Raw genomic sequence first — 24446 nt, forward strand, 5'->3', positions numbered from 1 at the left:
CATGATTGATGAATATATGGAGCACTATAACACGACCAGAAAGCAATGGAACTTAAAAAAGATGACTCCGGCAGCTTACCGAAGTCATCTCATCGCTGCGTAGATAGCAGCATCTCTTTTTATTAAACTGTCTACTTTATAGGGTGCAGTTCAATGTCCACGGCCAAGAATTTATTCATTCCATTTTTTCATCAAATATTTTCTCTTTTCTGTTGTATCAAGAACCTGAATACAACTTTCCCAATCTACTTTGCCGACACCTCGTTCATAACGGAGTTCAAAAGGATGGTACTTTGGAACTTCATCTATGATTCTCTGGGCATTTTCGAGATCATTTAAAGCGACCTCAATCCATACATCCTCCAAGACATCTGGAAGTTGCCCAAACATAGAGTGAATATTTTCTAGTCTCTTTGAGAGAATTTCGTGAACCTTATCCTCGACAGATCCTTTGTATCTCATATTGTAGATAAAGACCTTGTCATTTACTTGACCTATTCGCTGAATACGCCCTTTCCGCTGTTCTAACCTTGTAGGATTCCAAGGTAAGTCGAGGTTGATTAAAGTTCCTAAGGTCTGTAGGTTTAATCCTTCAGAAGCAGCATCCGTTCCGAGAAGAATTTTTAATTCTCTCCTCTTTACCATTGACTTAATCTCTTCCTTAGTCTTCTTATAATAAACCCCGTCAATTAAAATCCCCGATTTGTCTCCACCAGCATAGATACCGATTGAAACATTCTTCAAGTCTTTGGATAAGTTTTCCGCAACCCATAGGGCGGAATCATAATATTGGGAAAAGATGATACACCCTTTGTCCATCCAACCCTGATTTAATAACAGATCAAATACTAAGTTGTATTTCGGATCCTTATCCTTATTCAATCGAATGGTTTGCAAAAACCTTTCTAAACAACTTCGTTCTTCTTCAGTCAAGTTTTTAACACTATTGTCATCAATAACTTCATCACTAAAGTTGTCTTCTTGTTCTTCGTCCGTGTTAAGTCCCCAATTCAACATTTTCAACGCAGTGTTTTCGCCAGCAACCATTGTGCTTCCGACTCTTCTAAGTAGGAGCGTGGTAATAAAGCCTCCGCCTTTCACTCTTTTACTGAGTAACGATGAAAATTCTTTGGCGTAACCATACGCTTCCTGTAAATAGGGAGGTAAATCGATTGCCTCATTGTCTTTTTCCCCAAATAATTCTACTTCAACTTTCTTCAGGTATGGTTCTCCCGTTTCAGGATTTATTGTTGACTCAAGGAAATCCCTTGTTCTACGAACGATATGACGGATAAATGGATTGTGGTTTTGCATAAAGCCATTATCAATTATCCTGCCAATTCTTCTTTGTTCTGATTGGCGCATTTGAAAATAAGCACCTGCATCAACAACAAATTGTTCATCAGATAACCCTAGGTTTCTTCGTAGTATGCCAAAGTTAATCTCATCTTCTGATGCTGGAGGAAAAGGATTGTTAATCCAATACCAATTTTCAGGATCAAGGTTACTCAATGATACCTTTCCCATTATTAAATCGAGTGATTTACCTGGTTCCTTTCGCCACTTGCTCTCTGAATTCCCTAATACTTGATCACTATTTTGCGATAATACATTCAACAAATCCCACGCTTCAATAGGATATAGCTGCACTGGGGTAGCCGTAGCTAGGAGCATACTTTTTGTCTTCTTTGAAATCTTTAATAAGAATTCCAAAAGGTTATTAGGTTGGGCTTTATCGTTTTCTTTGTCTTCACCGAGATTTTTTCTTCTCGCTCTATGTGCTTCGTCCACCACTACACATTCATATTCCATACTTAATAAGTGCTGTACAGAATCAGAGTTTGCAGTAATTAATCCTTGAGATATAATACCTACCCTGCGGGGACACTTTTTTATACCAGCACTTCCAATGGAGGGATATTTAACTCCATTTTCATCGACCCATTCCCTTCCTGTCCATACAGCAGAAGGCATATCGAGAAGTGTATTGATCTCATCCTGCCACTGCCAAAGAAGGGTCTTGGGGGCAATAATCAAGACTGGTTTATCGCCATATAGAGCCATTAATTGGGCTGATAAAGCTAATTGTACGGTTTTTCCCAGACCCACTTGGTCGGCTAAAACATACCTTGCTCCATACGATTTCTTATGTGCTTCAAAAGCAAGATTAACGAAAAACTTTTGGTGTTCCCAAAGACCGTATTCCTTACGATAAACGGGAGCTTCAATAACCGCCGCGGCAGGTTCTGCTTCTTCTTTCCAATCATCTACCTTATAAATAACTTCTCTTCCTGCAATACGTTGAATATCCTCAATGATAAAATCACTAAGCGGAACAGCTGATGGATGACTCCAGAAAAAATCAAACTCTTCCTGAACCCAATTAACTGCTTCCTCAGAATCGTCTTCCCATAACATTTCATAATTGAGTTTCCACGCAGAGTAGGTTTCATTTACACTTCCTAAAAAGGCAGTTTTTGAACCATCAGCAAGTGTGATAACACCTGCCTTTCCATGTATCAAGCCAAAAACGTCGTTAGGAATGACTTTCACTTTTAACTTTTCACTTCGCAATAAGTGGTATAACTTCTTAAGGCGAGGTGAAGAAGAAGGGGGCAGCTCTTCAGGAGTTGAACTGCACCACTCTCTTCTTAATGCATTTTGCGCGGCTGTAGCAGTAACTACATCTTCTCTTGATAACTCTGAGTTACAAATCATGCGAACTTCGCCAGCAATGTTTTCAATCGCTTCTCCAGCGATTTCAAGGATTGAAGAACTAAAATATCCTGCAATACGATCGTAGGATTGCGCCCCTTTTAACTTTGCATTCAAGAAAGCTTCACTAAGACGCTGCCTTCGGGAGGAAAGTCGTTGTATCATTCTCTTTCCCTCCGTTCATTACACACCATCATTTTCAACTAATTCTTTTAAGATTGATGCCATATGAGCATCCTTTTGCCAATGCCCCATATTCTCAATAAAACCAATTGGTGCAATGTATTTTAGAATTTCAACTATACTACTTCTCATATTCCAGTAATTCACCAATTCCGTTTTTAACCAATTTCGACCTTTAACGGAATCTTCTTCTTTTTGGGCAATATGGATGGCGACCAATATGTTCCGTAATAATGTGGACCCGAACTTAGAACTGTCACCAAGGCCACGTGTACCAAACTCACTAGCTGTCTTTAAGCGAGCAGAGTTTGCTTTAGTGCTAGCCAGGAAATCTTTGTACTCATGTACGCCAAAACCACGTGCCAACTCCTGATAGCCTGATATCTGATAAATGTTATGCTTCTCTAATTCAAGTCCCTTCAAGTAGAAGCGTTCTTCTGGGGTTAATGTTTTCCAAATATATTTATCAAAACCCGAAGGAATTAGATAATCATATGCAATTTTAACTGCTTCATTAATTATTTTTACAATTGGAGAGTCTTCATTAGCATTTCGAGCTTTTGACAATTCATATTGTACATCGATTCCTTCAATACGTTTATAAGAAGTAAGTATTTTTAATGATGCAGCGTATGCAGCTAGAAGATAATCAGGATCACTAAAGTTTGGATCATCTTGATCATCAATCTCTCTCATACTATCTATTTGATATTTAACTTCTGCTTCAATATCTGGATATAATTCATCTAAATATGCCGTTTCCTCAGAAGTTTGTTTTCGTAAAACTAAAAGAACTGTTCCTTTTACATAGTTCCCTTCTTTTAATCCTCCTGATTCCGTTTCTGTCGCAATATTCCAAGCGGCTGTTACTTGTAATCCTGCAGACCAAAGGATCATAGATAACTCTGCCCATACAGTTACATCCTGATGAGTAAACATTACTAGCTGTAATCCATTATCAGGCATATTATTTCTTAGCTTTGTATAGACTTCAACCATACTTTCATTAAATTGACTACCAGTTCCCTGAACGGCAAGTATCCTTTTGCTGTCTACGTACCAATGAGGGAATACTTTATTAATAAGTTTGCGATTCCAAGCTAAGAAAAACTCACTCAATTCATGATAGTTAACTGCATCTGCATATGGAGGGTCAGTGATCCAGATGTCTGAGTTCCAAGATATTTTTCTTGCATCTTCTAACTGTACTTTTCTTTGACTATAAGCAGGAACACCCTCTATAGAGATATTCCAGATTTCATAAAGAGGTTTATATGCTCTACAGCAATAATGGGCTAAAGTATTTAAGGCTTGATTTGAAAAAGTCATCCGACTGTTATGTGTATCATCATTACTCCACATACTTAACTTTGAATTCCAATTTGCACATTTATTTATTCCAAGTAATGTTACAATTAACTCCTTATCTGTCTTTGCATACTTGACCGAATTCTCCATTAAGAGACCTTTAATAAGAAGCTGTCTCGGATTAAACAAATGGTGCCAATATGTCCAACCTTTTTCATAAATTGGCTGATTTGTATTCCAGCCTGCTTCTATTAAATCACTTGGGATATATCCCTGTTTTTGCCACTCCTCAATTCTTTCTGCTAATAGCGCTATTACTTTATTTTCTCTCTCAACGTCTTTTTCAGATGGGGCAACATAGTGCATGATAGTTCTAGGATTACCATCATTATCGTAGGTAGTTTCTTCATATTTAATACAGTAAAGTCTCTCCGATAGAATATCAGATTCTCTATTAACAAAATCTAGTTGCTCCCATTTTCTTAAACTATTTGGAGTATTGTATCTGTATGGTCTTTCAACACCATCATCCATATCCCTTCTAATACTTGGTATCGGTGTTGTTGTGTGGCAATTAGGGCATTTTACGCTATAATCTGCCACTGTCGACCATTCTGAAGCTTCCTCGTATAAATCATCTGAAGCATTTTCTATTACTTCAAAGTCAAATGCCTTTAGCTCATCATTTTTAATTAATTTTACAACTGTTCTAGTTCTTGTTCCAATGATTGTAGATGGTAAAAAAGGCACACGATATCCACATTCTGGACAGTTTGATTCGGTACAATACAAATATGCAACTGCTCTCCACCCTTGTTCGTTATGCTCTATACCCCACCTAGTTATTTGTTTATCAACATTTTCATAAACAGTCTGTTGGAACTTTTTTAAATTTTGTATTTCTTCTTTATTTCCTTCAGTTAAGTTTAGAACTGACCAAGTTAATAGTGTTGCTATCGGGTTTAAGTCCGATGCATTTACGTTGCTGCCAAGTCTAGCAGCTTCAAATGGAATACTTCCTCCCCCACTAAAACAATCTCCAACAGAAGGGGTGTGTCCAAACTTTCGTTCACCAAGCTGTTTTATTAATTCTTGAAAACTATTTGCAGTTGTGCCTAAATATGCATTAACTTGAGACCACGACTGTTGGTCAAGATTTTCAACTTGTTCAGGTCTCAAACAATATTTTAGTTTTTCGTCATATGATAACCTGTTAAAGGCGATTTTTTGTAAGTTAGCCTTTTCTTCTTTCTTTAATCCTTTTTTAAATGTTGGCTTATCTGCACTAATAGTCTCAAAATACAGGTTTCTTTCTTCGGGGGTAAGTAAATTGAATATGTCTTTTGAACTAATCGACTTATTTTTCCTATTCCAAAGACCCTCTTCATCCATCGTTAGTATTTTTAGGAATATTTCCCTATCTTTTTTCGGATCTTGGGTTGAGGGAAAAAGAAGTCCCAATAGTGACGCTCTAACAATAAAGAGAGGTTTCCTTCCCCACCATTTTCCGAAACCAGTTAGTAATTGACTAGAACCTGCTTTTCTCTCCTTGTAACATTCCTTTGATACTTTGGAAACTGGAAATTGAACTTCAATAAATGATTTGTCATAACTCATTTGAGATTTTCCCCTTCTCTAAGCAAGTCGCCCACAAAAAGATTAGAGATTATTTTCTCTTTGTGGGCATTTATCGTCCTTTTAATGTGGTCTCATTCTTCTTTTTGTTGTTCAAATAGGAACTCGAACAAATCCATTTGTTTTCTATTCTCTTCAACAGGATTTTCAGTGAGGGCGTAACGAATCGCTTTCCGCCAACCTCTTTTATCGTGAAGGTTTCCTGTAGAAGCATTGGTCATTGTAAAAAGCCACCAACGTTCCTCAGGGCTTAACCCTAACCAATTTCGAATTGCTGTAGGTATAACTGATGGGTCAGAATCTTCAATTGCCCAAACAAGAAGCAATAATTCCTTTCCCAGCAGTCTTTCAACTGGAACTTGCCCTGTTTTCCATTTTCCAGCAGCTATACCTTCTTTTTTCAACCTTCGATTGAACTCTGTTTTTACAGCCTCTTCAATGAGTTTCCACTTATGCTTAGATATCATTGCTTTGGCTTTATCCAGAAGTTCATCCAATATTTGATGATCTGTATCTTCTTGCCACTTAAACCTTTCATAGAAGAACACCGTACCATCTGCAGGTCTGGGAATCGTGACAAGAAAATGATGCTGACTTTGATCAGGTTGAAATCCGAATCCCAACGCAGATTTTTTACCACTCATTATTGTGTAATCTCCGATCCTCTAAATTCAGTTAGACTCACTCCCTTTTCCATTGCCCAATCCAAGAAATTCTGACCTGTTTTAAATCTGAGAATAGTGTACTCCAACGTAATATTGACCTTTCCGTCATTCATAAATGAATTTCTAATTGTATCAATTGTTTTTTCTAACTGATCAAGTTCAACACGTGTGGAAGAATCAATTGTTAATTCAATCCAACCTTTGCTATTTGCCTGCTCGTTCGTATTAAAGAGGGCTACTTGTACGTCAGAAATAACAGCCTGATGTTTTTTCAATAACTGGATGTCTTTATACGTTTCATTGGTGTCACTAGTACGGTAAGTCTTAAACAAATCCAGTTTTGCCTCTTTTTTAATATCTAATCCAGCGGTTTTACCTTTTTCTACTTTTATAGTTTGAGGGTCAAAGTACTCTCCACCGTGTTCAGCTACCACTTGAATAAATGAAGCGTTGGCTGGGACAATAAATTCTCCATTATATACCCCACCATTAGTTTTTGGATTAGATCCATCAGTGGTATAAAGTATTTTTACACTTGGATGTGATTGGAATTGTACCAGTGGACCGTTTGCTGTCTGTTGAATTTTATGCTTGATTTTTACATCGCTTTGCCACGACACAGGATCTCCTGGCTGATGCTCTCCACTACTATCAATACATAGGAAAGACAGATTTAATTCAGTGGTTGTAAAGTTATTAAGATCATCAACGAGTTGGGATGCTGTAGTGGCAGCACTTCCTATTTCGAAATACACTTTATCCCCATATTGCGGAATTATCCTTAATGTGGTTACTCCCGTTTCAATATTTTGATCTTTGACCTGAATCAAGACAGATGTCTTTTCCTTTGCAAAAGGTCCTTTTTCAAGATAACCGCCGTTTTCCCTCCAAATATCCTTTTTCAAGCAGTCATTTTTTAAATCTTCTAATGCACGTGGTATATGCCATTGCCAGCTTGTTTCAATAGCAGCCCGTTCTTTGATGTCATTCCATCGCATTTCTTTCTGTGTAAAAAGACGATCTTCACACTTTCGTCTAAATGTATCACTGCTTACATCCGTTGAGAATTTTTGCTTACTTTCGAGGGTTTTACGAATCTGCTCTTCCCCATTAAAGTTGTTCTCTTTAAATTCCATTAAGAAGTCAGCGGACGTGATTCCATTCTTATTCGGGAAATAAAGAGTTACAAAGGTCTCTCTTGCAACTTGAAGAACCGACATTATTTTCTTATGTCTGGTATCGATAGCAATCTGGTACTGTTGATTGGTCTCGGGAACTTTTTCATCAATCATATTCCCAATAATACGTTCAATTGCTTTCAATTCTTTCGCCGCGGTGTACAGACGGTTCATTATATCACGTTGTCCAGAGAGAAACATGACCCGATTCTTGTAAGTAGATTTATCATAAAATTTTTGTAGTTCTGGATGTAAACCAGTTCCTACAAACGGTTCAAAAAGAACCAATGTTATCTTATCCGAAGTAAGCTGAATATCATCAACAGCTGGGAACACTTGAACGACTTGATAGCAATCTTGTACTGAAGGTTTGAATCGTTGCTCAAGGAATGTCCGAAGCTCCTTCTTTGCCTGTTCATTATCATAAGATTCGACTAACGAATGCATTTCCGCAATCATGTTTTTTGTATTCTTAAAGAAAAGTCTGCCTTCTTTGTCTTGGTCGAGATACCAAGCCCTCATCTTGAAATCATCTAAGGCTTTTTTAATTCCTGTAATATCTTTTTTCGGCTCACACAAATAACCAATGGTATCCGAAATAGACAGTCCCAGTAATGCATGTGGAACATCGGCTAATGACGCAACAAGAATCAATTTGCTCAAGTCTTGTACAAGAGTACCACCATATATATTGTCTAACTCTTCGGCAATAGACTTTCCATTGGAAGCAATATCATGACTTATCGCATTAGAAAGTGATTGCTTAATCTGGGATACCGTTGTCAGCATATTGCGGTCATTCAAGTCAAAGTCATAAACATTTACTAGGTACTTGCCTTTGGCTTTACATTGTTCACCCGTATAGACTTGTCGGATGATGTTACGCATTAATCGGATTAAACCTCTTGTTTGTTGAAACCCAGGATTCTCTTTAAATCTTGCATAAAGATCTCGAATAGATGGATGGAATGGATAAGAATCCTTAATCCCCACATAAAGCTGATCATTTGAATAGTTCGTTAATCCCATTTGCTTTGCTTCGTGAACAGCATTTTTATAACCTAACGCTACATCATTTATCTCGTTGGAATCTGGCAACTCTTCAAATAATCTTTTCTTGAGAATATGGTATATTTCATCCGAAGTACTACCTACAGGTTCAATGTTAAGAGCAGAACGGTTAATCTCGTTTTCCAATTCTTTAAAAGTCGACTGTAACAGTTCGCTTCCACTCTCATATGTAGCCTTTAAATCAGAAATTACTAGGCATACATTAGAAAGTTGTTCTTTTCCCAGAGCCGAAAACAAGTTGGACAGCGCGGTTCTCGTCACAACGGCAAGATCTGTATTCCCAATCATTACGGATTTTGCATTCTCTAAGTATGGTGGAAGCTCATCCAGCATGATTAAGAGCGGTTCACCCTGTAATAGGTTGATCCAAGCATTTTCACCTGGTGCTTTAAGTGGTGCATAGTAGTCTTTGAACATTTCTTTTTTTCCAAGTTGCTCTGCTATTGCCCCCCAAATACCAAAAGGAGCATCACTTTCCCGCCCAGTAAATGCAACGACCTTAACTTTTCCAAGATAATCACTTTTAAATTGCTTTCCAAGTACTTTCTCTCTATACTCTGGATGCATCGCCAGCAATCCAAGAGCGAGCATATTATGGGTTTTACCCCCACCCATTGCTTGAGTTAACTTAATCAGCCCTGTATTGCTCTGCCGTGTAAATCTCTTAAACGCAGTTTCAAAAAGGATATTCATCCCTTGAGTAAGATAATTCTCCTGAAAGAATTCTTGAGGGTTAATCCTATTTTCAACTAGGTCAGATAGGTTCAGTACATCTTCTCTTTTCGTATCGCTGAATACACTATCCCTAGGTTTGCAGAGTTCAAACAATGTTTTCAAGCCAGTTCCTCCTCTATATGTATCTAGTTAAGCTAACTCACGCAAACGTGTTACAACTTCAAGTCTCCGCTTTCCGCATTTCTGCTTTATTACAGAGGTGTAATCATTATCCTTGAAAATCTTAGAGTGATTGTTTTGAAGAAGTGCTTTTATTGTTTCAATCATATTATCTTCGCTTAGTTCATTTAGCCAATAAGCATCGATAATTTGATTTATTGCTTTTGCAACCTCGTCTTGGCTTTTATAGAACATTTTAATGTCCATTAGGAGAAGTACTCACCTCTCATTGCTAGTTTGTATTCCGTTTATATTTTAATTATAGTCGCTTCATAGTGATCTGGAAAGTCCTAGCTGCCTTGTATAGGTAATTTTAGGTCACCCATTTGATAAATATTTCGTACTCACACAATAAGAGGATAGGTTTACCTACCCTCTAAACTGTCTCTAAATCTTCCGCTAAAGTCCACTTTACCTCAGATTCTCTCGCCGTTACTAACTGCCAATATAGCTTATCCAAATTTATTTTGGGATAGCTCATCATTTGTTCTAATACTGAATCGAAATCGTAATCAGTTAATTGTTTCAGATGTTCTTTTGCTTTATGATCGTGTTCTAAGGTCTTGTCTTTAAACCTAAATCCCTTCCATAAATAGCTCTGCGGATTATCTCGGCTTAAAATAAATTCAGCGACATAAGTTTGTTCCAAATGCTGAAGGTTAAACTCAATTTCTAAAAGCCACGTCTCTTCGGTTTCGGAATACTCCAATGTAACAATTTTCATCTCAGTTAATTTCATAGATAATACCTCACTTAAGATAGTATGAATATTATTTCGTTTTCCAATTGTTGATAACTTTAGGATCGTCACTTAATGGGGTTGGAGACGCTGTTTCTATTTTTATAATATCTGAATAACCAAACGCTTCTCCAATTACAACTGCATATTGCCTCTCTAATCCAGGTATTAATTTCAATAAATTAGTATTATTATTGCTTAGCAACTTATTTATAAATTCAAGATCATTTTTGTTTGAAATTCTGTGGACAATATAAGAATTGCACTGAGACAAAACTGTTTTACTCAATTCGGAAGGACGTTGACTTGAAACAATTAGACTGATCCCGAATTTCCTACCCTCTCTTGCGAGTCTTTCTATATAGTAATTTCCTAATTTATAATCGGTGTTTTCTTCCTCATTAATATACCTGTGAGCCTCTTCGAATAACACTAGAATATTCTTTTGGTTGGAAGAAACTCTATTGTTTAACGACCATTTGTAAAGAAGTTTACTAAATAAAAACATAACGATGTCAAATTCATCCTTGTCAAAATCAGCCTGTATTATTATGATCTCTTCTTCACATGTTAGAATTTCTTCAACAGTATTATGGTCAGTTTCAATTAAAGGAAAAATCCTTTCATCCTCCACAATCCTGTCTATTCTGTTAATTAACGTAGCATTCCAACCAAACCATTGATTGAAATTAAATGCATTGTTATTAGTCATTCTTTCAATGTGTTTTATAATGCCCTCATGTAGATCAGCAAAACAGAAGGACTCTATATTTCCGTTATCTAGCCGTAATTTTTCGATGACAGCTTTTAATACTGGAGCTTGTACACCTTGACTAGCTCCTAAAAACTTATAGTATTCTGTAAAGCTTAAATAGTAATGAGGTAGTTTTAATTCATCTTTTTGAATAACTTTTACTTGAAATTCGTTTGAGGGAAAAGCTCGTTCATACTCATTATTTGAATCAAAAATAATTATTTTAGGTTTAACTTCTATTTTATTTCCAGAATAGTCTTTTAATCGTCTCTTTATTCCTTGTAAGATTGAGGCGACAGTACAGGACTTGCCCGTTCCAGTATTCCCAAACACCCCCAAATGTTTTCCAAGAAGGATGTCTGGATTTGCATATAAGCCTAAGTTAGAATCATTGTAACTCTTTCCTAATTCAAGTAAATAATCCGAGTCTATACTAAGTACGGAACTGTATATTTCCTGATTTATGGAGTATATTTCACTTCCAATTATCGGAAATGTATTTATCCCAGTATCAAATTTCTTTAAATAATCATCGTAGATTCCTACTAGTTCAGCCTCAACTAAAAACTTTCCTGCGGTTTCATTGAAAATATTGTCATTTGTAAAAAGGTTTCTGTCATAGATTTTTGAAATACGACCAATTATCTTTTTATTGTTTGGTAAGACTGCATAAACAAATTTATTTATTGATACTAAAAAATCGTTAATTCCAGACTTTAACGATATACTACTCACAGTATCTCTCTCTGTAATTTCTACTAATATTGTCAGATTCTCAATTTTCACGAGCTTTCCTATTTTCAATGTGCTACCAAACATCTACATGTCCGCTCCATTTTTCAGCTTTATAAATGTTTCATAAATCACCTTATCGGATTCATCCTCGTACGGATAAGGGATTAAGTATTTAACTATATATTCAAAGTTACCCAGAACAGAACCCGAAAAAATTGTTATTCTAGAATCTTCTTTACTTCTATTAATCAAATCTTTAAAATAGTCTGATGTATTATGATCATATATATCCTGATAAGAAAATACAACTAAGTTGAAATCTGGCTTAGATAGCGCGTTCGTTATAATATCATTTACATGCTCATCTAAGAAACTATATCCCATTACCAAAAGGGTTGAATTTGGCTTGTTTATAAATTCAATAAACTGTCTAAACATTTCACTGTAGGGAAGGTCTAAAGAGTATTTCTTTTTTGATTGTACAGGATATATAATACAATCTGGTAATTGACTGATTGTTTTTACATTCTCATAATCGTGCTGTACTTCCGTTATCCCATAAGGTGGTTTGTTACTATCAAACTTCCAGGAAAGAGATCCGTGTAACTTAAATAGATTTATAGATCTTGAGTATGCTTGACTATTATCCTTCAAATTAATATGAACATCTAAGTGAAAAGATGAAGGCATAAATGCACGGTAATGGAAACCCAAGAATCCATTGTTTACATTTATTCCTAATTCTTCTGCTGATTTTTCGATTAGTAAGTCATAATTCAAAGTAAAAATGTTGACTTTATTTAATTTCGGATCTCTTGAAACAATGCGTTTTAAGAAAATTTTATGAAATAGGTTATTGGAATAATCAACTGTTAGAACAAAATTATTTACAAAAGCAGATTTATAATTTATTATTAGTTGTTCTAACTTCGAGGTAATAGCTTGGTCTTTAAGTACATTTTTTGAATATGATAAAATTTCAAATAAATTATCTAACGCGACTTCAGGACGCTTAGTTACAAGCTCATTTATTGTCTTCTCTATTCTACGATTTTTTGGCAGTTTAAAATTGGCAAGTAATTTATCATGTTCTGATTTTTCATGAACATTTATAGCTTTTGAACCTGCATACAATGAACATCCATTGCTAATCAAGAAATGTAAATTAGTTCCTAATAAAAACTTACTCAAAATATTATTCCTTATATCAGCAGTTTTAACTTGAAGTTTCTGTAGAGCGATATCAACATCAATTTTTTCACGATTCTGAGCATAAAATTCATTTTTTAATGTTCGAGTAAGTATATATGACAAGTTCTCATTGAAATCGTTAAGAAATTCTGGGGTAATCAAATCAGTATCCTTTTCAATTAGAACTGACGTTAAGTCATCCATGTCAAATTCAATGCTTTTTTCTTGTTGAAGATAAATATATCGCACTCCGCTAATCTCCTTTTTCACTTAGTACTATAATGTTAGAATTCGACATTTCCTTCCTTTTGTCCTTCATTCTCCTCCGTTAATAAGACATTTTTCGCACAGATCTTTCTCATTTAATTCTTCCTTACACGCCTCGCAGACTTTAATAATTGTCTGATTAATTTGATAAACCCTCCCAATTGGAAAAATCAATCTTTGACCCTTATTAAATATAGAACAAAAATTTTGACTTAGCAGTTTACTAAGATCATCGAACGAACCTACTTTAATATTTTTTATTTCCACAATATGCTTCTCTTTTTCTCCATAAAGGTAAAAATCATAATATTCATCCTTTATAAGTTTCTTCATTTCAATAATTCTCCCTTCTCCATAGGCTTCTTTCTAAGTAGTATATTTTATCGTACTCCCCTCAATGACAAGAATCAGACAAGCACTATTCCCATAAAAAAGACAACGATGAATTTTATCGTTGTCTTAATAACTGGATTATTATTGTTATAAATGAAGCATATCAATAATAGTACCTTAAATTGAATCTCCACAGAATAATTTGGCGAGCTTGGTGCCACCGTGGTGCTTTTTTCTTATCAAGATAAGGGTTATACCCCTCCCAATTCTTAAAAGGCTTGGAAGGGGTAATTCAATTGTTTCTGTTCGTTATTGGCTATTACCTAATCATTTCTGTTTTAACTTCGCATTAATTGATTTTCTGTTTTCCCAAACATACCTTACAGGGTCGTCAATATGACTTTCCGATTGATCTTCCCAATTCTGTCCATATGAATAGTTGTAAAATTCCTTATCTGAACCAAATATTAATTCAGTCGTTCCGCCAGCATAAATGTTTAAATCATTAAAATCGAATTTGTATTTTCCGTCATTAGGGTCTATACAAGCGTATTTTTTGAATTCATCAATAAATTGTTTTGCATCTATAAGTGATTGATAATCATTTCAATAAAACTCCTTTCTGAAGTTGGGGATAGTCTATTTTTTATCAGCGGTACGGACATTATATATTGCTATTTTAGCTTGTCAAATTTGGCGTTTAGATCAAACTTACAGCTTCACCATTATTGTAAGCAACAAAAACGCCCCAGAAAGCCTTATAGGAAATCTGGAGCGTTAAAAATGATCAACGCTATATATTTTGTTACTTCATTAACCAGCTAATAGTCTGTTAAGGAATGTTCTGTCTACCTCTACTTCTACTTTCTGGTTTACCACTATTTGTGATACGGTTCCCCGCGATTTATCTTCACCGCGCGATAAATCTGCTCGGTGAGCACGAGCCGCATGAGCTGGTGGGGCAGCGTCATGCGGCCGAAGCTCAGGCGCTGCTGCGCGCGGCGCAACACGTCATCGGCGAGCCCGTTGGATCCGCCGATGACGAAGGCGACATGGCTCGTACCATAGGTACCGAGCCGGTCGAGCTGGGCGGCCAGCTCCTCGGAGCTCCAGAGCTGGCCGTCAATGGCGAGCGCAATGACATGCGCGTCGCTCTTAATATGCGCGAGGATGCGTTCGCCCTCGCGCTCTTTGACTTGTTGTATCTCCGCCTCGCTCATCGTCTCCGGCGCCTTCTCGTCCGGCACCTCAATGACTTGAAACTTCACGTATGGCGCAAGCCGCTTCGCATATTCAGCGATGCCCTGCACTAAATATTTCTCCTTCAGCTTGCCTACCGCTATGATCTGAATGAACATTCATCATTCCTACTTTCTGCTGAATATGTATCTACGAATCCAACAAAAAAGGGACGTAATCACGCCCCTCCTGTTATTCTCTATCACTTTAAGTTGATCGATCTGCCTATGTTCTTTCATGATCTGCTTTATTTTCATCACAGTCAGATGATCTTCCAGTTGCTTATCATTGTCTGCTAGCTCAGGCACCATTAAGAGCTATACCACTAGAAACTTCGCTTCCTGATCGCATTCCATGCATTTCACTGGAGGTTCCCATTCCGTAAATTTCGCCTCGTTCAAATCGAGAATGTCCGGCGCCTCCTCGAATTCGTCTACAAATTTATCAATAGCGAGCTCTACATGGTCTTTGCATACAACATACATCTACGAAAGCATCCTCTCTTGCTGTACTTCTCTCTATAAATTCCATCATTATGATTTCGTCTGAACTTCCGTTCTAATAAGCAATATACCCTATATATGTAAGCTCTATCCGCCTACTTCTCCGGGTCTTCCGGCTTCTCTTCCAGCGTAACGGTAGTTGTCTTTAACTCACCGTCACGGTAGAAAGTCACTTCCAGCGAATCACCAATTTTTTTATGATCATACAAATATTTTCGCAGCTCCAGCGTCGATTTGATCGGCTGCTTATCGAACTCTGTAATGACGTCGTTCAGCTTAAGCCCAGCCTTTTCTGCAGGTCCTACCACTTCGAGAACAATAACGCCATCCGTCACGTGAGCCGGCAGCTTCAAATTTTTAAGCTCATCCTTATCAAGCGGTGAATACGGATTATTCAAATCCACAGAATACACCCCAAGATATGGTCTGGAGACTTTGCCGTGTGCAACGAGATCATCAACCGTCTTCATCACTCGATTCGATGGTATGGCGAACCCGATGCCTTCTACACCTGAGTCTGCAATTTTCATCGTATTGATTCCAATAACGTGCCCGTTCAGATCGACGAGAGCCCCGCCGCTATTTCCTTCATTAATCGCCGCATCTGTCTGAATGACTTCTTGCTCCCAATCATAGACGCCATCTTGGTTAAGCGATACGGGAACAACCCGATTGGTGTAGCTTACAATACCCGAAGTTAACGTGTCTCCAAGACCTAACGGATTACCAATGGCGACAACCGTTTCACCGACTCTCAGATCATCCGAATCGCCCATATCCGCTACGGCCTTAATATCATCCCCGTCCATTTCGAGCACAGCAAGATCTGTAACTTGATCCTTACCCACGACATTCGCTACGATCGATTTCCCATCAACGGTAACAACCTCGAGCTCCTGAGCGCCATCGATGACGTGATCATTCGTAATGACAAAGGCTTTGCCATTCTCTTTCTTAAAAATAACTCCCGATCCAAGCACCGCATCATCCATGTTCTTATCTTTCTTGTCCTTATGGTTTACAATGCTGACAACCGCCGGACGGACTTTAGCAGCCACCTGAACAATACGTTCAAAAGGATCTCCGCCAACAGGCTGAGCCTGATGCAAATTCCGAACTTCCGCCCCTGAATGAGAGGAGGACATACCTGAAATGAAACTGAACAGCAGAACGGCTACGATGGCGCTAAAGAGCGAGCTGATCACCGTTATTCTCCACGTAGGCGATGCAGGCAGCTTACGTGATCTAGGCCAGAACTGTGACTTTCTTCGAGTTGTACGGTAATAATGCTTCCCGTTTCGGCTCGAAACTTTCGTCGAATAAAAATCATCATCAAACAAGCCCACTGTGACCCTCTCCCCTCGGCCTACCGAAAACCAAGTATTTCATTAACAAAACCGTGTAACCTGATCTTCCTTGACAAACTTTCATTTTTTTATTGATAGAATCCAAAATTATAGCTGATTTTATCCTAATTTCAACATGAAATTGGAATGTTTTTCGGTGATCTCGACTATACTAATAGCAAGATGCAACCGACTAGATTGCTAGAGTTCATTTTACCACATACACGCATTTGAACGAAGTGCTTTCTAGGCCTGCAAATGCGCTTATACCTTTATTTTTCGACTTTTTTCGTCCAATCGTTTACTTCCCCATACAAATCATAAAAAGGAGGCAACCCAAATGTCACACTCATCCCCTATGGATTACGTTCATCTTGTGGCCAAACTGTCCGATTTGAAAGAAGAGCATTACCAGAATGTACTGGCGCTTAGCACCATCATCGAACTATTAATCGACAAAGGACTGATTACCCGCGAAGAACTTGAACGTAAAGCCATGGAACTTGACCAGTTCATGGACCAGTTCACGAATCACCCACCTTATCCCACGGTGTAGGACGATCATAATACGTGTCGCACAGCTTAAATTCCGTATCTTTGAAAAAACAACCGCGGTCCTCCATCGTACCCCGTACCGTCATTTTGGCCAAATCCATCATGTTGTGATCACGGCTCAAATGGGCTAAATAGGTCCGCTTCGTCTTCGCTGTAAGCAGCTCGCTCATCGCTTCGCCTGCTGCTTCATTGGACAAGTGACCTACGTCGCTTAATATACGGCGCTTGATGTTCCACGGATATTTGCCCATTCTAAGCATTTCGATATCATGATTCGATTCAAGCACGAGCACATCGGAATCGGCAATCGCTTCTTTCACCTTGTCACTCATATAACCAAGGTCGGTAGCGACGCTCAGCTTCTCATCTCCATCATAGAAAGAATAAGCTACCGGCTCAGCTGCATCATGGGAAATGCCAAATGATTCAACTCGCAAAGTACCGAAATCCAGCGCTTCTCCCGTTTCCATGATGACACGGTTCTCATCTGCAATTTTGCCGATACTTTTATCAAGCTCCTCCCACGTCTTCTCATTCGCATAAATCGGTATATTATATTTACGCGCAACTGCTCCTAGTCCTTTAATATGATCGGAATGTTCATGCGTCACTAATATGGCGTCAATCTGCTCTCCGGACAGATCCCGCTCCTTCATTAATTCATCAATTCTGCGTGCGCTAAGCCCCGCATCGATGAGTACAGTCGCACTTTCATTTGCTACAACCGTTGCATTTCCTGTCGAACCGCTCGACAGCACTGTAAATCGTATCCCCATTGTTTTACTGCTCCTTTATTTCTCTGTCTTGGGACTGATTACATCCCCGCTGATGCCTTGTACGTAATAGATTTCTCCGTTCTCTAGTATAAAACGCCATGCCGGAGCAGCTACCTGGCTCTCTGAATTAAACACTTGCCCATAGTACCCGAGCTGAATGTCTTTGACAACAGAACGTTCTGGCAGAAAGTTCTCGATGAGTGTCCCTAGCGCTTTCGAGGCAGACAGCACCTTCTGCTTCTCACCAGAAGGCGTCACCTCGATTAAAGACTGACGGTAGCCGGTTATTTTCTGATTGCTGTAATAAAGCTCCAAAGCCACATTAAAGAGCGGCCACTCGCCCTCAACGAGGGGATGAAGAACAAACACACCATCTTGACTGAGAAGAGGATCATACCTGTGATTATCAATTTGCGGAATACTATTCTTGAGCGCATTGATTAACTCTTTGGAAGAGAAAATCAGTTTGCTGTCCACCGGTTCTGCCAGCTTCACCGGCTCTCTCTCTGTATCACCGTTTAAATAGCGATAAGTAATTTTTTGCAGTTCAGGCGTATCTCTCGGAATTTGCGCAAGCACTTGAATCCCTTTCTGATCCATCGCCTTCTGCGTATTTTCAGCAAGCGAGGTGAAGTCTAGATTGGAGCTCGCTTGTTCCTTCACATCCATCCACAATTGATATCCCAGGATTAGATTTAATAACAAAAATGAATAAATTAATACATTTTTGGCTCGTCCCCAATCCATCCCTCTTCCTCCTTTCATACTTCATTTAGTAAGCGATAATTCGAACTGAACCATCCTTCAGCTTAAGAGCCCATACCGGCGTCAGCTTCAGTCGATCTTTGACAAGAGAAGGCATATATGCCGGATACAAATTATCAATTTCAGCATCATTCGCCTTCTGCGATATCAGCTTCCTTAATAAATCGCCGCTCGGCAATTTTATCGCCTGTCTGCGCTCTCCGCCTTCATGATCTACATAGATAAGCGAACGCTCGTAGGACGATACGGTCCCTTGCTGCATTTCCAGCTTCATTACCCCATAACGGAAAGACGGAGTGTCTAGAATAGGGTATGTGAAGTAATACTGCTGGAATGTAATGCTGCTCTTATCCTCACTGCTTTGGGTAAGCATAAGACGGTAAACACCGCTCCAGCCCCCATGCTGATTCACGAAATCGATGGCTGCCAGCACATCTTTGCTTGGATCACTTTCCCCTGTCGGGGCTGCAGCCGGGTCTGTGTAGCTCATCCACTTCTGCTCTTGCCTTACTTGCAAGCTGCGCTTGCTATCTGTATAAATTTCCGAGCCGTCCTTCTCCCGAATATTACGAGTGATGCTCGGGTCGAAGAATAGATTTTGCTGCATTTGCTCGGTCGTGTAAGACTTAATGCTCATGTCCGACTCTACCAATTGGATCGGTTTTTCTGGCACGTAGTAGGAATCGCTGACTTTCGTGTACGGCGTCCACTGGGCGCCAAAGTCAACGTGCTGCTGCACGTCTTGCACGGTCAAATCAGCCTTCGTCGCTTCATAGACAACGTCACCAAGACTGCTGAAGAAGTAGGCATGCACCTTGTTCTCGGTGTGATTGCTGTAAATCCAAATGCGGTTAATACTTTCTGCCTGAAATAATGGGTCAGGGACAATTTGCATAACCTTCTGCAACAAAGTGACGGGAATGCCGCTTCCGAATTTAAGTTCAATGCCTGCATGATCTTTAGAGAGCTGGTCCCAGTTGATGTCATGCACTGACTTCCGCTGAAAGCCTTCAAACGTACGGCTCTGCAGTCTTGAGTAAATTAAGTTGTAAAACGTCATCTCTGGATAAAAGATCGTGTGCTTATTTTCACCTAAGTGGATAATCATCTGTTCCGGAAATATAAGATGCTCGACATTTTCTTCTGCACCCATATTGTCCGTCTTAATGTATTTATCGGCTGACTTCACCACACTGTCTGAGCCTGGAAGACGATAAATAAGGAAGAAGCTTTGAACAAGACTGCTAATGACGAGTAGTAGTAGCAATATGGATTTGGAGAGTTCCTTCATCATGCTTCACTCCCTTCATGCAGTGGAAGCGTAAAGGTAACTTTCGTCCCTTTGCCAAGCTCCGATTGCAGTGTAATATGCCCGCCGTGTGCTTTGACAATTTCCCGGGCAATCGACAGACCGAGTCCCGTACCTCCCATGTTCCGTGAACGCGCTTTGTCGACTCTGTAAAAACGTTCAAAAATTCGGTCTAAATCTTTCTTCGGAATACCTATGCCAGTATCTTGTACAGAGATCGCAAGAGAGCCATCCTCTGCGTGACGAGCCTCAATCGCAATGTTTCCGCCATCTGGCGTATATTTCATCGCATTAGAAATTAGATTATCGAGCACCTGATCAATTTGATCTCGGTCAAGCCAAGCCTTTGTAATTCCTGGTCCGATCGATATGGTTGTCTTAATATTTCTCTGCTGCATCTGGAAGGAGAAGCGATCGACCACATCCTCGAGCATTTCTTTCACATCCATATGTGCTTTGCGAAGCCGCGCTTCCTTCGAATCAAGTCTCGACAAATGAAGCAGGTCCGTGACAAGCCGAATCATCCGTTCCGTCTCATTCTTAATGACATCAACGAAACGGGAACCGAGCTGCGGATCTTCAAGCGCCCCATCTTCGAGCGCCTCCGTATAGCTTTTAATCGTCGTCAGAGGTGTCCGCAGCTCATGGGACACATTCGCTACAAATTCACGCCGCGAAGCCTCAAGCTTCTCTTGCTCTGTTATATCCTGCAGAACGGCAATCGTCCCCGTCATACTGAATTCACGCCGATGAATCGGAGTGAACGTCACGCGAATAATGGAGAATCCTCTCTCATCAGGGGTATCGAGTCTTAGAATTTTCTCTTTCATCGTGCCCGAAGACAAAGCCGCTTTCTCTTCCTCTGTTAATTCAAGCAGCATCGTGATATCTCGCCCATTCAACTCTTCTTCGTCGATTTGCAGAAGCTCACTGGCTCTTCGGTTCGCTAAGATGACTTGTCCCGCTTCATCCATCGCCATTACACCGTCACTCATATTTGTAAGTACGGATGTAAGCTTCTCCTTCTCTTCTTCATTTTGCGAGAGCGCTTCTCTTAATCGTTCCGTCATATAGTTGAACGCTTCGCTCAATCTTCCGATCTCGTCATTACCAAACAGCGGTACTTTTTGATTAAAGTCTCCTTCTGCCACCGCGGTCGCATGCTTAGTCATTTCTTTGATCGGATGAGTGATGGTATGCGCCAGAACTACGCCTAATACCGCCGTCAAACCAAGCGCAAGTAAAATACCCGAAATGAAAATATTATTAATCCGCTCCATCGTGTCATACAAATCTTTCATCGATGCCACAATGTAGACGGCTCCTACAATTTTACCGTTGTTCACAACGGGCTTCGCGACAACCTTCTTGCGCACGTTATCTTCATCTATAATATATTCCTCGTTGTCACGAATCCCTTGTAAGGCACGGCTAACAACCGTCTCCGTGTTCTTGCGGCCTACGTAACCCGCATGAGCTGGGAGCGATGTCGTCAGCACCTTGCCGCTCGCATCGAGGATCTGAATCTCAGCGCCGCTCATGTTGAATAAATTGTTGACCATCGTCTGTAAACTATCAACCGATTCTTCTACAGATTCCCCGCTGCCAAAATTTTGTGCAGCAAGCACAGAAATCAGCTCAGCACGTTCCTGCAAATCCTGAGTAAAGTTGCTCGTTAATGAATTTTTCATCGCACTGACAAAATAAACACCAATAAGCTGCATCGCAATAAGGATGAGCAGCACATAGATGATAATTAGCTTTGCCTGAATGGTGCGAAAAAACGTAGTCCACTTCATTACAGCGCTCCTGACTTAGGACTGCGCATCACATATCCGAGTCCGCGGCGAGTCAATATATATTCCGGTTTGCTCGGATCATCTTCAATTTTCTCCCGCAGTCTGCGAATCGTTACATCCACCGTGCGCACATCCCCGAAATACTCAAATCCCCATACTGCCTGCAATAAATGCTCGCGCGTCATCACTTTGCCTGCATTCTTCACTAAGTAATATAAGAGCTCATATTCACGGTGCGTTAAATCAAGCGGTTCACCGTCTTTATATACGGTATACATGTCTGTATCTACGTATAGATCAAAAAATTGAACGCCCTGCTTATCATGGGCCGTTTTCTCTTCCTTCACGGGACTGCTCTGGCGCCGCATCTGTACCTTTACCCTCGCGATAAGCTCGCGTGTGCTGAATGGCTTCGTTACATAATCGTCAGCACCTAATTCAAGCCCGAGCACTTTATCAATTTCTCCGTCCTTCGCCGTCAGCATAATAATGGGCGTCTGCATTTGTGCGCGAACCTCCCTGCACACGTCCATTCCGTCCTTACCAGGCAGCATGAGATCAAGCAGAATGAGGTCTGGCCGTTCAGACAGTGCAAGGTCTACTGCAGTATTTCCGTCAAAGGCACAGATTACGTTATAGCCCTCTTTTTCCAAATTAAACTTTAAAATATCCGCAATCGGCTGTTCATCATCCACAACTAAAATTTTTCCCTGCATGTGAGTAAGTCACCCTCTCTTATTATGCCTTGGTCATTTACCTTTATCTTACCACACCTTTGTCAAACCTTCTAAAATGTTAACGACAAAAAGAAGCATGGCCAAAAAAGATCGCCACGCTTCATACCAAGTCTATTCTAAATATTTCATCGGGTTTTGCACGACACTGTTCTTATGAATTTCAAAATGCAGGTGGGTACCAGTCGAGTGCCCGGTACTGCCCATAATACCGATTTTCGATCCTTGTTCGACAATATCTCCAACATTTACACGAATACTGCTTAGGTGACCGTATAACGTCTCGTATCCGTTGCGATGGTTAATCACGATCGTATTCCCATAGCCATGTTTCACCCCTGCAAAGGTAACGACACCTTCATCAGCGGCTAGAATGCTCCGGTTGGATGATACCAGGTCAACACCTTTATGCATGCGACCCCAACGCGTGCCGTAGCTGCTGCTCATAATGGCATGGACTACAGGCCAAGCGAAGTCGCCAGATCCGACACCGACGATTTTCGTCCCTTTCATCACAACGGTCGGGGTGGACTGTTTCAATACTTCGTGACCGAGCCATTCTTCGCTAACGACATCGCCGTTTTCTTTCGTAATACGATACTCCATCCGTTTAAGCCCAGAGTTACCTTCGCTAATCACTTTAGACTGACCTGAACGAAGCGAGTCGCTCTTGCGAACTACAATTTTAGGTTCAGTCACAATCTCTTCCGTTACAATTTCCACAGTCTTCAGCGTAAGCAGCGGTTTGGGAACCGTTAAATTAAGCTCATCGCCGATCTGAAGGTACAGTTCTTGCACTCCAGGATTATTTTTATAAATTTGTTTCTCAGAAAGGTTATACTTCTTAGCGATTGAGCTAATGGTATCTCCCTCTCTTACCTCATATATAATCGGAGTCGCTTGATCTGTCGTCAACATCTTCACAGCATCTTCAGGATTAATAATGTTATGTGGATCCGTTTCAACCGGAACGACATTAATTTGCTCGCTGAAAGTGACAGATTCCAGCTTGCGCTGTGGAGGCTGCTTACGCTTACCCCCATCTCCAGCACTTGTTGAAACGGTCTTCAGTGTCGGTGACGCGATCTTACCTGCAGGAACATAGGATTGCTCAACCTGATTTAGTATGTAGTCAGCTGTTTCCTGATTTTTCACGATGCCAACCGTTTTACCGTTAACTTTGAGCTCAACACCTCTAGCATATCCAGTGAGCGCGCCCTCAACCTTTTTCAAAGTCGATTTCGCGTCTACAACTGCTTTATATTTTCTGTCTGCTGAAGTTGTGATGTTGTCCGTTTGCAGTACCATTTCTGCATTGGGATATTGCTTAGCAAGACTTTGCTGCTTAAGCTTGTACAGTTCTGTCAGCTGCGACTGATCATTGATCGTCCCTACCTCAGCGCCGTTTATATATACGTGGTAAAAAGAAACCATCTTACTTTGCACAATTTGAATGCCAGCAAAAATGATCACCCCGGCGACAAGCGCGCCTGCTGCTGACATTGTTAACCATTTCTTTGACTTAAAAAGATGGAGAAGCCTCTCCCGAACAGTCTGTTTATCTTTTGAAGTTTTATCCATATGAATGACATCTTCATGTCGATTAGGATGAATCGTACGCTTTGATTTGAAACCTTTCATAGTACTCTCCTTTTCAGCATTTGCGTATATAAAAAGGTTTCAAAATTTTAACCTTTTCCGCTATTGTATACTTTAACATAGCGTCACCTATGGTTCAACCTGTATCTATAA

The 24446-nt window shown here is 39.8% G+C and carries 20 protein-coding genes; 2 read left to right on the forward strand and 18 right to left on the reverse strand.

From position 1 onward, the window contains the following. The coding region (locus J2Z20_RS15355) for an IS3 family transposase (RefSeq protein WP_209852470.1) at positions 1-103 on the forward strand (103 nt) is incomplete at its 5' end. A gap of 68 nt (positions 104-171) precedes the next feature. On the opposite strand, the gene J2Z20_RS15360 is transcribed toward J2Z20_RS15355, so the two are convergent. From J2Z20_RS15360 to J2Z20_RS15415, 12 genes are all read right to left on the reverse strand, one after another. Continuing rightward, a complete protein-coding gene (locus J2Z20_RS15360; protein ID WP_209852294.1) occupies positions 172-2880 on the reverse strand; it encodes a phospholipase D-like domain-containing anti-phage protein in 2709 nt (902 codons plus the stop codon). Between the two features lie 18 nt (positions 2881-2898). Then, entirely contained in the window at positions 2899-5823 is a 2925-nt protein-coding gene (locus J2Z20_RS15365; protein WP_209852297.1) for an anti-phage-associated DUF1156 domain-containing protein, read from the reverse strand. Positions 5824-5915: 92 nt separating this feature from the next. Next, positions 5916-6485, reverse strand: coding sequence for a DUF3780 domain-containing protein (locus J2Z20_RS15370; RefSeq protein ID WP_209852300.1), 570 nt, complete (start codon positions 6483-6485; stop codon positions 5916-5918). Then, positions 6485-9592, reverse strand: coding sequence for a DUF499 domain-containing protein (locus J2Z20_RS15375; protein WP_209852303.1), 3108 nt, complete (start codon positions 9590-9592; stop codon positions 6485-6487). Before J2Z20_RS15375 ends, J2Z20_RS15370 begins: the two co-directional genes overlap by 1 nt. Positions 9593-9619: 27 nt before the next feature. Continuing rightward, a complete protein-coding gene (locus J2Z20_RS15380) occupies positions 9620-9856 on the reverse strand; it encodes a TIGR04540 family protein (protein WP_209852306.1) in 237 nt (78 codons plus the stop codon). A gap of 169 nt (positions 9857-10025) precedes the next feature. Further along, complete coding sequence (locus J2Z20_RS15385) at positions 10026-10388, reverse strand: hypothetical protein (protein WP_209852310.1); 363 nt, start codon at positions 10386-10388, stop codon at positions 10026-10028. Positions 10389-10419: 31 nt separating this feature from the next. After that, entirely contained in the window at positions 10420-11961 is a 1542-nt protein-coding gene (locus tag J2Z20_RS15390) for an ATP-binding protein (RefSeq protein ID WP_209852313.1), read from the reverse strand. Further along, on the reverse strand, positions 11962-13317 hold the full coding sequence (locus J2Z20_RS15395; RefSeq protein ID WP_209852316.1) for an SIR2 family protein: 1356 nt from the start codon (positions 13315-13317) through the stop codon (positions 11962-11964). A gap of 66 nt (positions 13318-13383) precedes the next feature. Further along, entirely contained in the window at positions 13384-13668 is a 285-nt protein-coding gene (locus J2Z20_RS15400; protein ID WP_209852319.1) for a hypothetical protein, read from the reverse strand. A gap of 878 nt (positions 13669-14546) precedes the next feature. Continuing rightward, positions 14547-15026, reverse strand: coding sequence for a 23S rRNA (pseudouridine(1915)-N(3))-methyltransferase RlmH (gene rlmH / locus J2Z20_RS15405; protein WP_209852322.1), 480 nt, complete (start codon positions 15024-15026; stop codon positions 14547-14549). 198 nt (positions 15027-15224) lie between these two features. After that, positions 15225-15392, reverse strand: coding sequence for a CxxH/CxxC protein (locus J2Z20_RS15410; RefSeq protein ID WP_209852325.1), 168 nt, complete (start codon positions 15390-15392; stop codon positions 15225-15227). Positions 15393-15505: 113 nt separating this feature from the next. Beyond that, positions 15506-16756 (reverse strand): S1C family serine protease, encoded by a 1251-nt coding sequence (locus tag J2Z20_RS15415; protein ID WP_209852327.1) that lies wholly within the window; start codon positions 16754-16756, stop codon positions 15506-15508. Positions 16757-17096: 340 nt separating this feature from the next. On the opposite strand from J2Z20_RS15415, the gene J2Z20_RS15420 reads away from it, so the two are divergent. Continuing rightward, positions 17097-17312, forward strand: a complete 216-nt coding sequence (locus tag J2Z20_RS15420) for a hypothetical protein (protein WP_209852330.1) — start codon at positions 17097-17099, stop codon at positions 17310-17312. Here J2Z20_RS15420 and J2Z20_RS15425 read toward each other — a convergent pair. From J2Z20_RS15425 to J2Z20_RS15450, 6 genes are all read right to left on the reverse strand, one after another. Continuing rightward, positions 17281-18087 (reverse strand): MBL fold metallo-hydrolase, encoded by an 807-nt coding sequence (locus tag J2Z20_RS15425; protein ID WP_209852333.1) that lies wholly within the window; start codon positions 18085-18087, stop codon positions 17281-17283. The two genes, J2Z20_RS15420 and J2Z20_RS15425, sit on opposite strands and share 32 nt — an antisense overlap. Before the next feature lie 15 nt (positions 18088-18102). Next, the gene (gene yycI, locus J2Z20_RS15430; protein ID WP_209852336.1) at positions 18103-18834 is read right to left on the reverse strand and encodes a two-component system regulatory protein YycI; all 732 of its coding nucleotides are present in this window, start codon (positions 18832-18834) and stop codon (positions 18103-18105) included. Positions 18835-18859: 25 nt separating this feature from the next. Next, positions 18860-20143: a YycH family regulatory protein gene (locus tag J2Z20_RS15435; protein ID WP_209852339.1), complete on the reverse strand. Its 1284-nt coding sequence runs from the start codon at positions 20141-20143 to the stop codon at positions 18860-18862. Next, complete coding sequence (walK, locus tag J2Z20_RS15440; RefSeq protein ID WP_209852342.1) at positions 20143-21960, reverse strand: cell wall metabolism sensor histidine kinase WalK; 1818 nt, start codon at positions 21958-21960, stop codon at positions 20143-20145. Before walK ends, J2Z20_RS15435 begins: the two co-directional genes overlap by 1 nt. After that, complete coding sequence (yycF, locus tag J2Z20_RS15445) at positions 21960-22676, reverse strand: response regulator YycF (RefSeq protein WP_209852345.1); 717 nt, start codon at positions 22674-22676, stop codon at positions 21960-21962. The genes walK and yycF overlap by 1 nt, the downstream gene beginning before the upstream one ends. 132 nt (positions 22677-22808) lie before the next feature. Then, positions 22809-24335, reverse strand: a complete 1527-nt coding sequence (locus J2Z20_RS15450) for a M23 family metallopeptidase (RefSeq protein WP_209852348.1) — start codon at positions 24333-24335, stop codon at positions 22809-22811. Positions 24336-24446 lie beyond the last annotated feature (111 nt).

Origin of the sequence: Paenibacillus sediminis, from assembly GCF_017873765.1 — a bacterium.
Taxonomy (GTDB): domain Bacteria; phylum Bacillota; class Bacilli; order Paenibacillales; family Paenibacillaceae; genus Paenibacillus_AG; species Paenibacillus_AG sediminis.

What these genes read in the sequence shown, in the direction of transcription:
- J2Z20_RS15360 (WP_209852294.1), bottom strand. Translation starts at nt 2,880, where the DNA reads ATGATACAACGACTTTCCTCCCGAAGGCAGCGTCTTAGTGAAGCTTTC.
- J2Z20_RS15385 (WP_209852310.1), bottom strand. Translation starts at nt 10,388, where the DNA reads ATGAAATTAACTGAGATGAAAATTGTTACATTGGAGTATTCCGAAACC.
- J2Z20_RS15425 (WP_209852333.1), bottom strand. Translation starts at nt 18,087, where the DNA reads ATGGGGATACGATTTACAGTGCTGTCGAGCGGTTCGACAGGAAATGCA.
- J2Z20_RS15450 (WP_209852348.1), bottom strand. Translation starts at nt 24,335, where the DNA reads ATGAAAGGTTTCAAATCAAAGCGTACGATTCATCCTAATCGACATGAA.
- J2Z20_RS15420 (WP_209852330.1), top strand. Translation starts at nt 17,097, where the DNA reads ATGTCACACTCATCCCCTATGGATTACGTTCATCTTGTGGCCAAACTG.
- J2Z20_RS15400 (WP_209852319.1), bottom strand. Translation starts at nt 13,668, where the DNA reads ATGAAGAAACTTATAAAGGATGAATATTATGATTTTTACCTTTATGGA.
- J2Z20_RS15365 (WP_209852297.1), bottom strand. Translation starts at nt 5,823, where the DNA reads ATGAGTTATGACAAATCATTTATTGAAGTTCAATTTCCAGTTTCCAAA.
- yycI (WP_209852336.1), bottom strand. Translation starts at nt 18,834, where the DNA reads ATGGATTGGGGACGAGCCAAAAATGTATTAATTTATTCATTTTTGTTA.
- walK (WP_209852342.1), bottom strand. Translation starts at nt 21,960, where the DNA reads ATGAAGTGGACTACGTTTTTTCGCACCATTCAGGCAAAGCTAATTATC.
- J2Z20_RS15370 (WP_209852300.1), bottom strand. Translation starts at nt 6,485, where the DNA reads ATGAGTGGTAAAAAATCTGCGTTGGGATTCGGATTTCAACCTGATCAA.
- J2Z20_RS15390 (WP_209852313.1), bottom strand. Translation starts at nt 11,961, where the DNA reads ATGTTTGGTAGCACATTGAAAATAGGAAAGCTCGTGAAAATTGAGAAT.
- yycF (WP_209852345.1), bottom strand. Translation starts at nt 22,676, where the DNA reads ATGCAGGGAAAAATTTTAGTTGTGGATGATGAACAGCCGATTGCGGAT.
- J2Z20_RS15410 (WP_209852325.1), bottom strand. Translation starts at nt 15,392, where the DNA reads ATGTATGTTGTATGCAAAGACCATGTAGAGCTCGCTATTGATAAATTT.
- J2Z20_RS15435 (WP_209852339.1), bottom strand. Translation starts at nt 20,143, where the DNA reads ATGAAGGAACTCTCCAAATCCATATTGCTACTACTACTCGTCATTAGC.
- rlmH (WP_209852322.1), bottom strand. Translation starts at nt 15,026, where the DNA reads ATGTTCATTCAGATCATAGCGGTAGGCAAGCTGAAGGAGAAATATTTA.
- J2Z20_RS15380 (WP_209852306.1), bottom strand. Translation starts at nt 9,856, where the DNA reads ATGGACATTAAAATGTTCTATAAAAGCCAAGACGAGGTTGCAAAAGCA.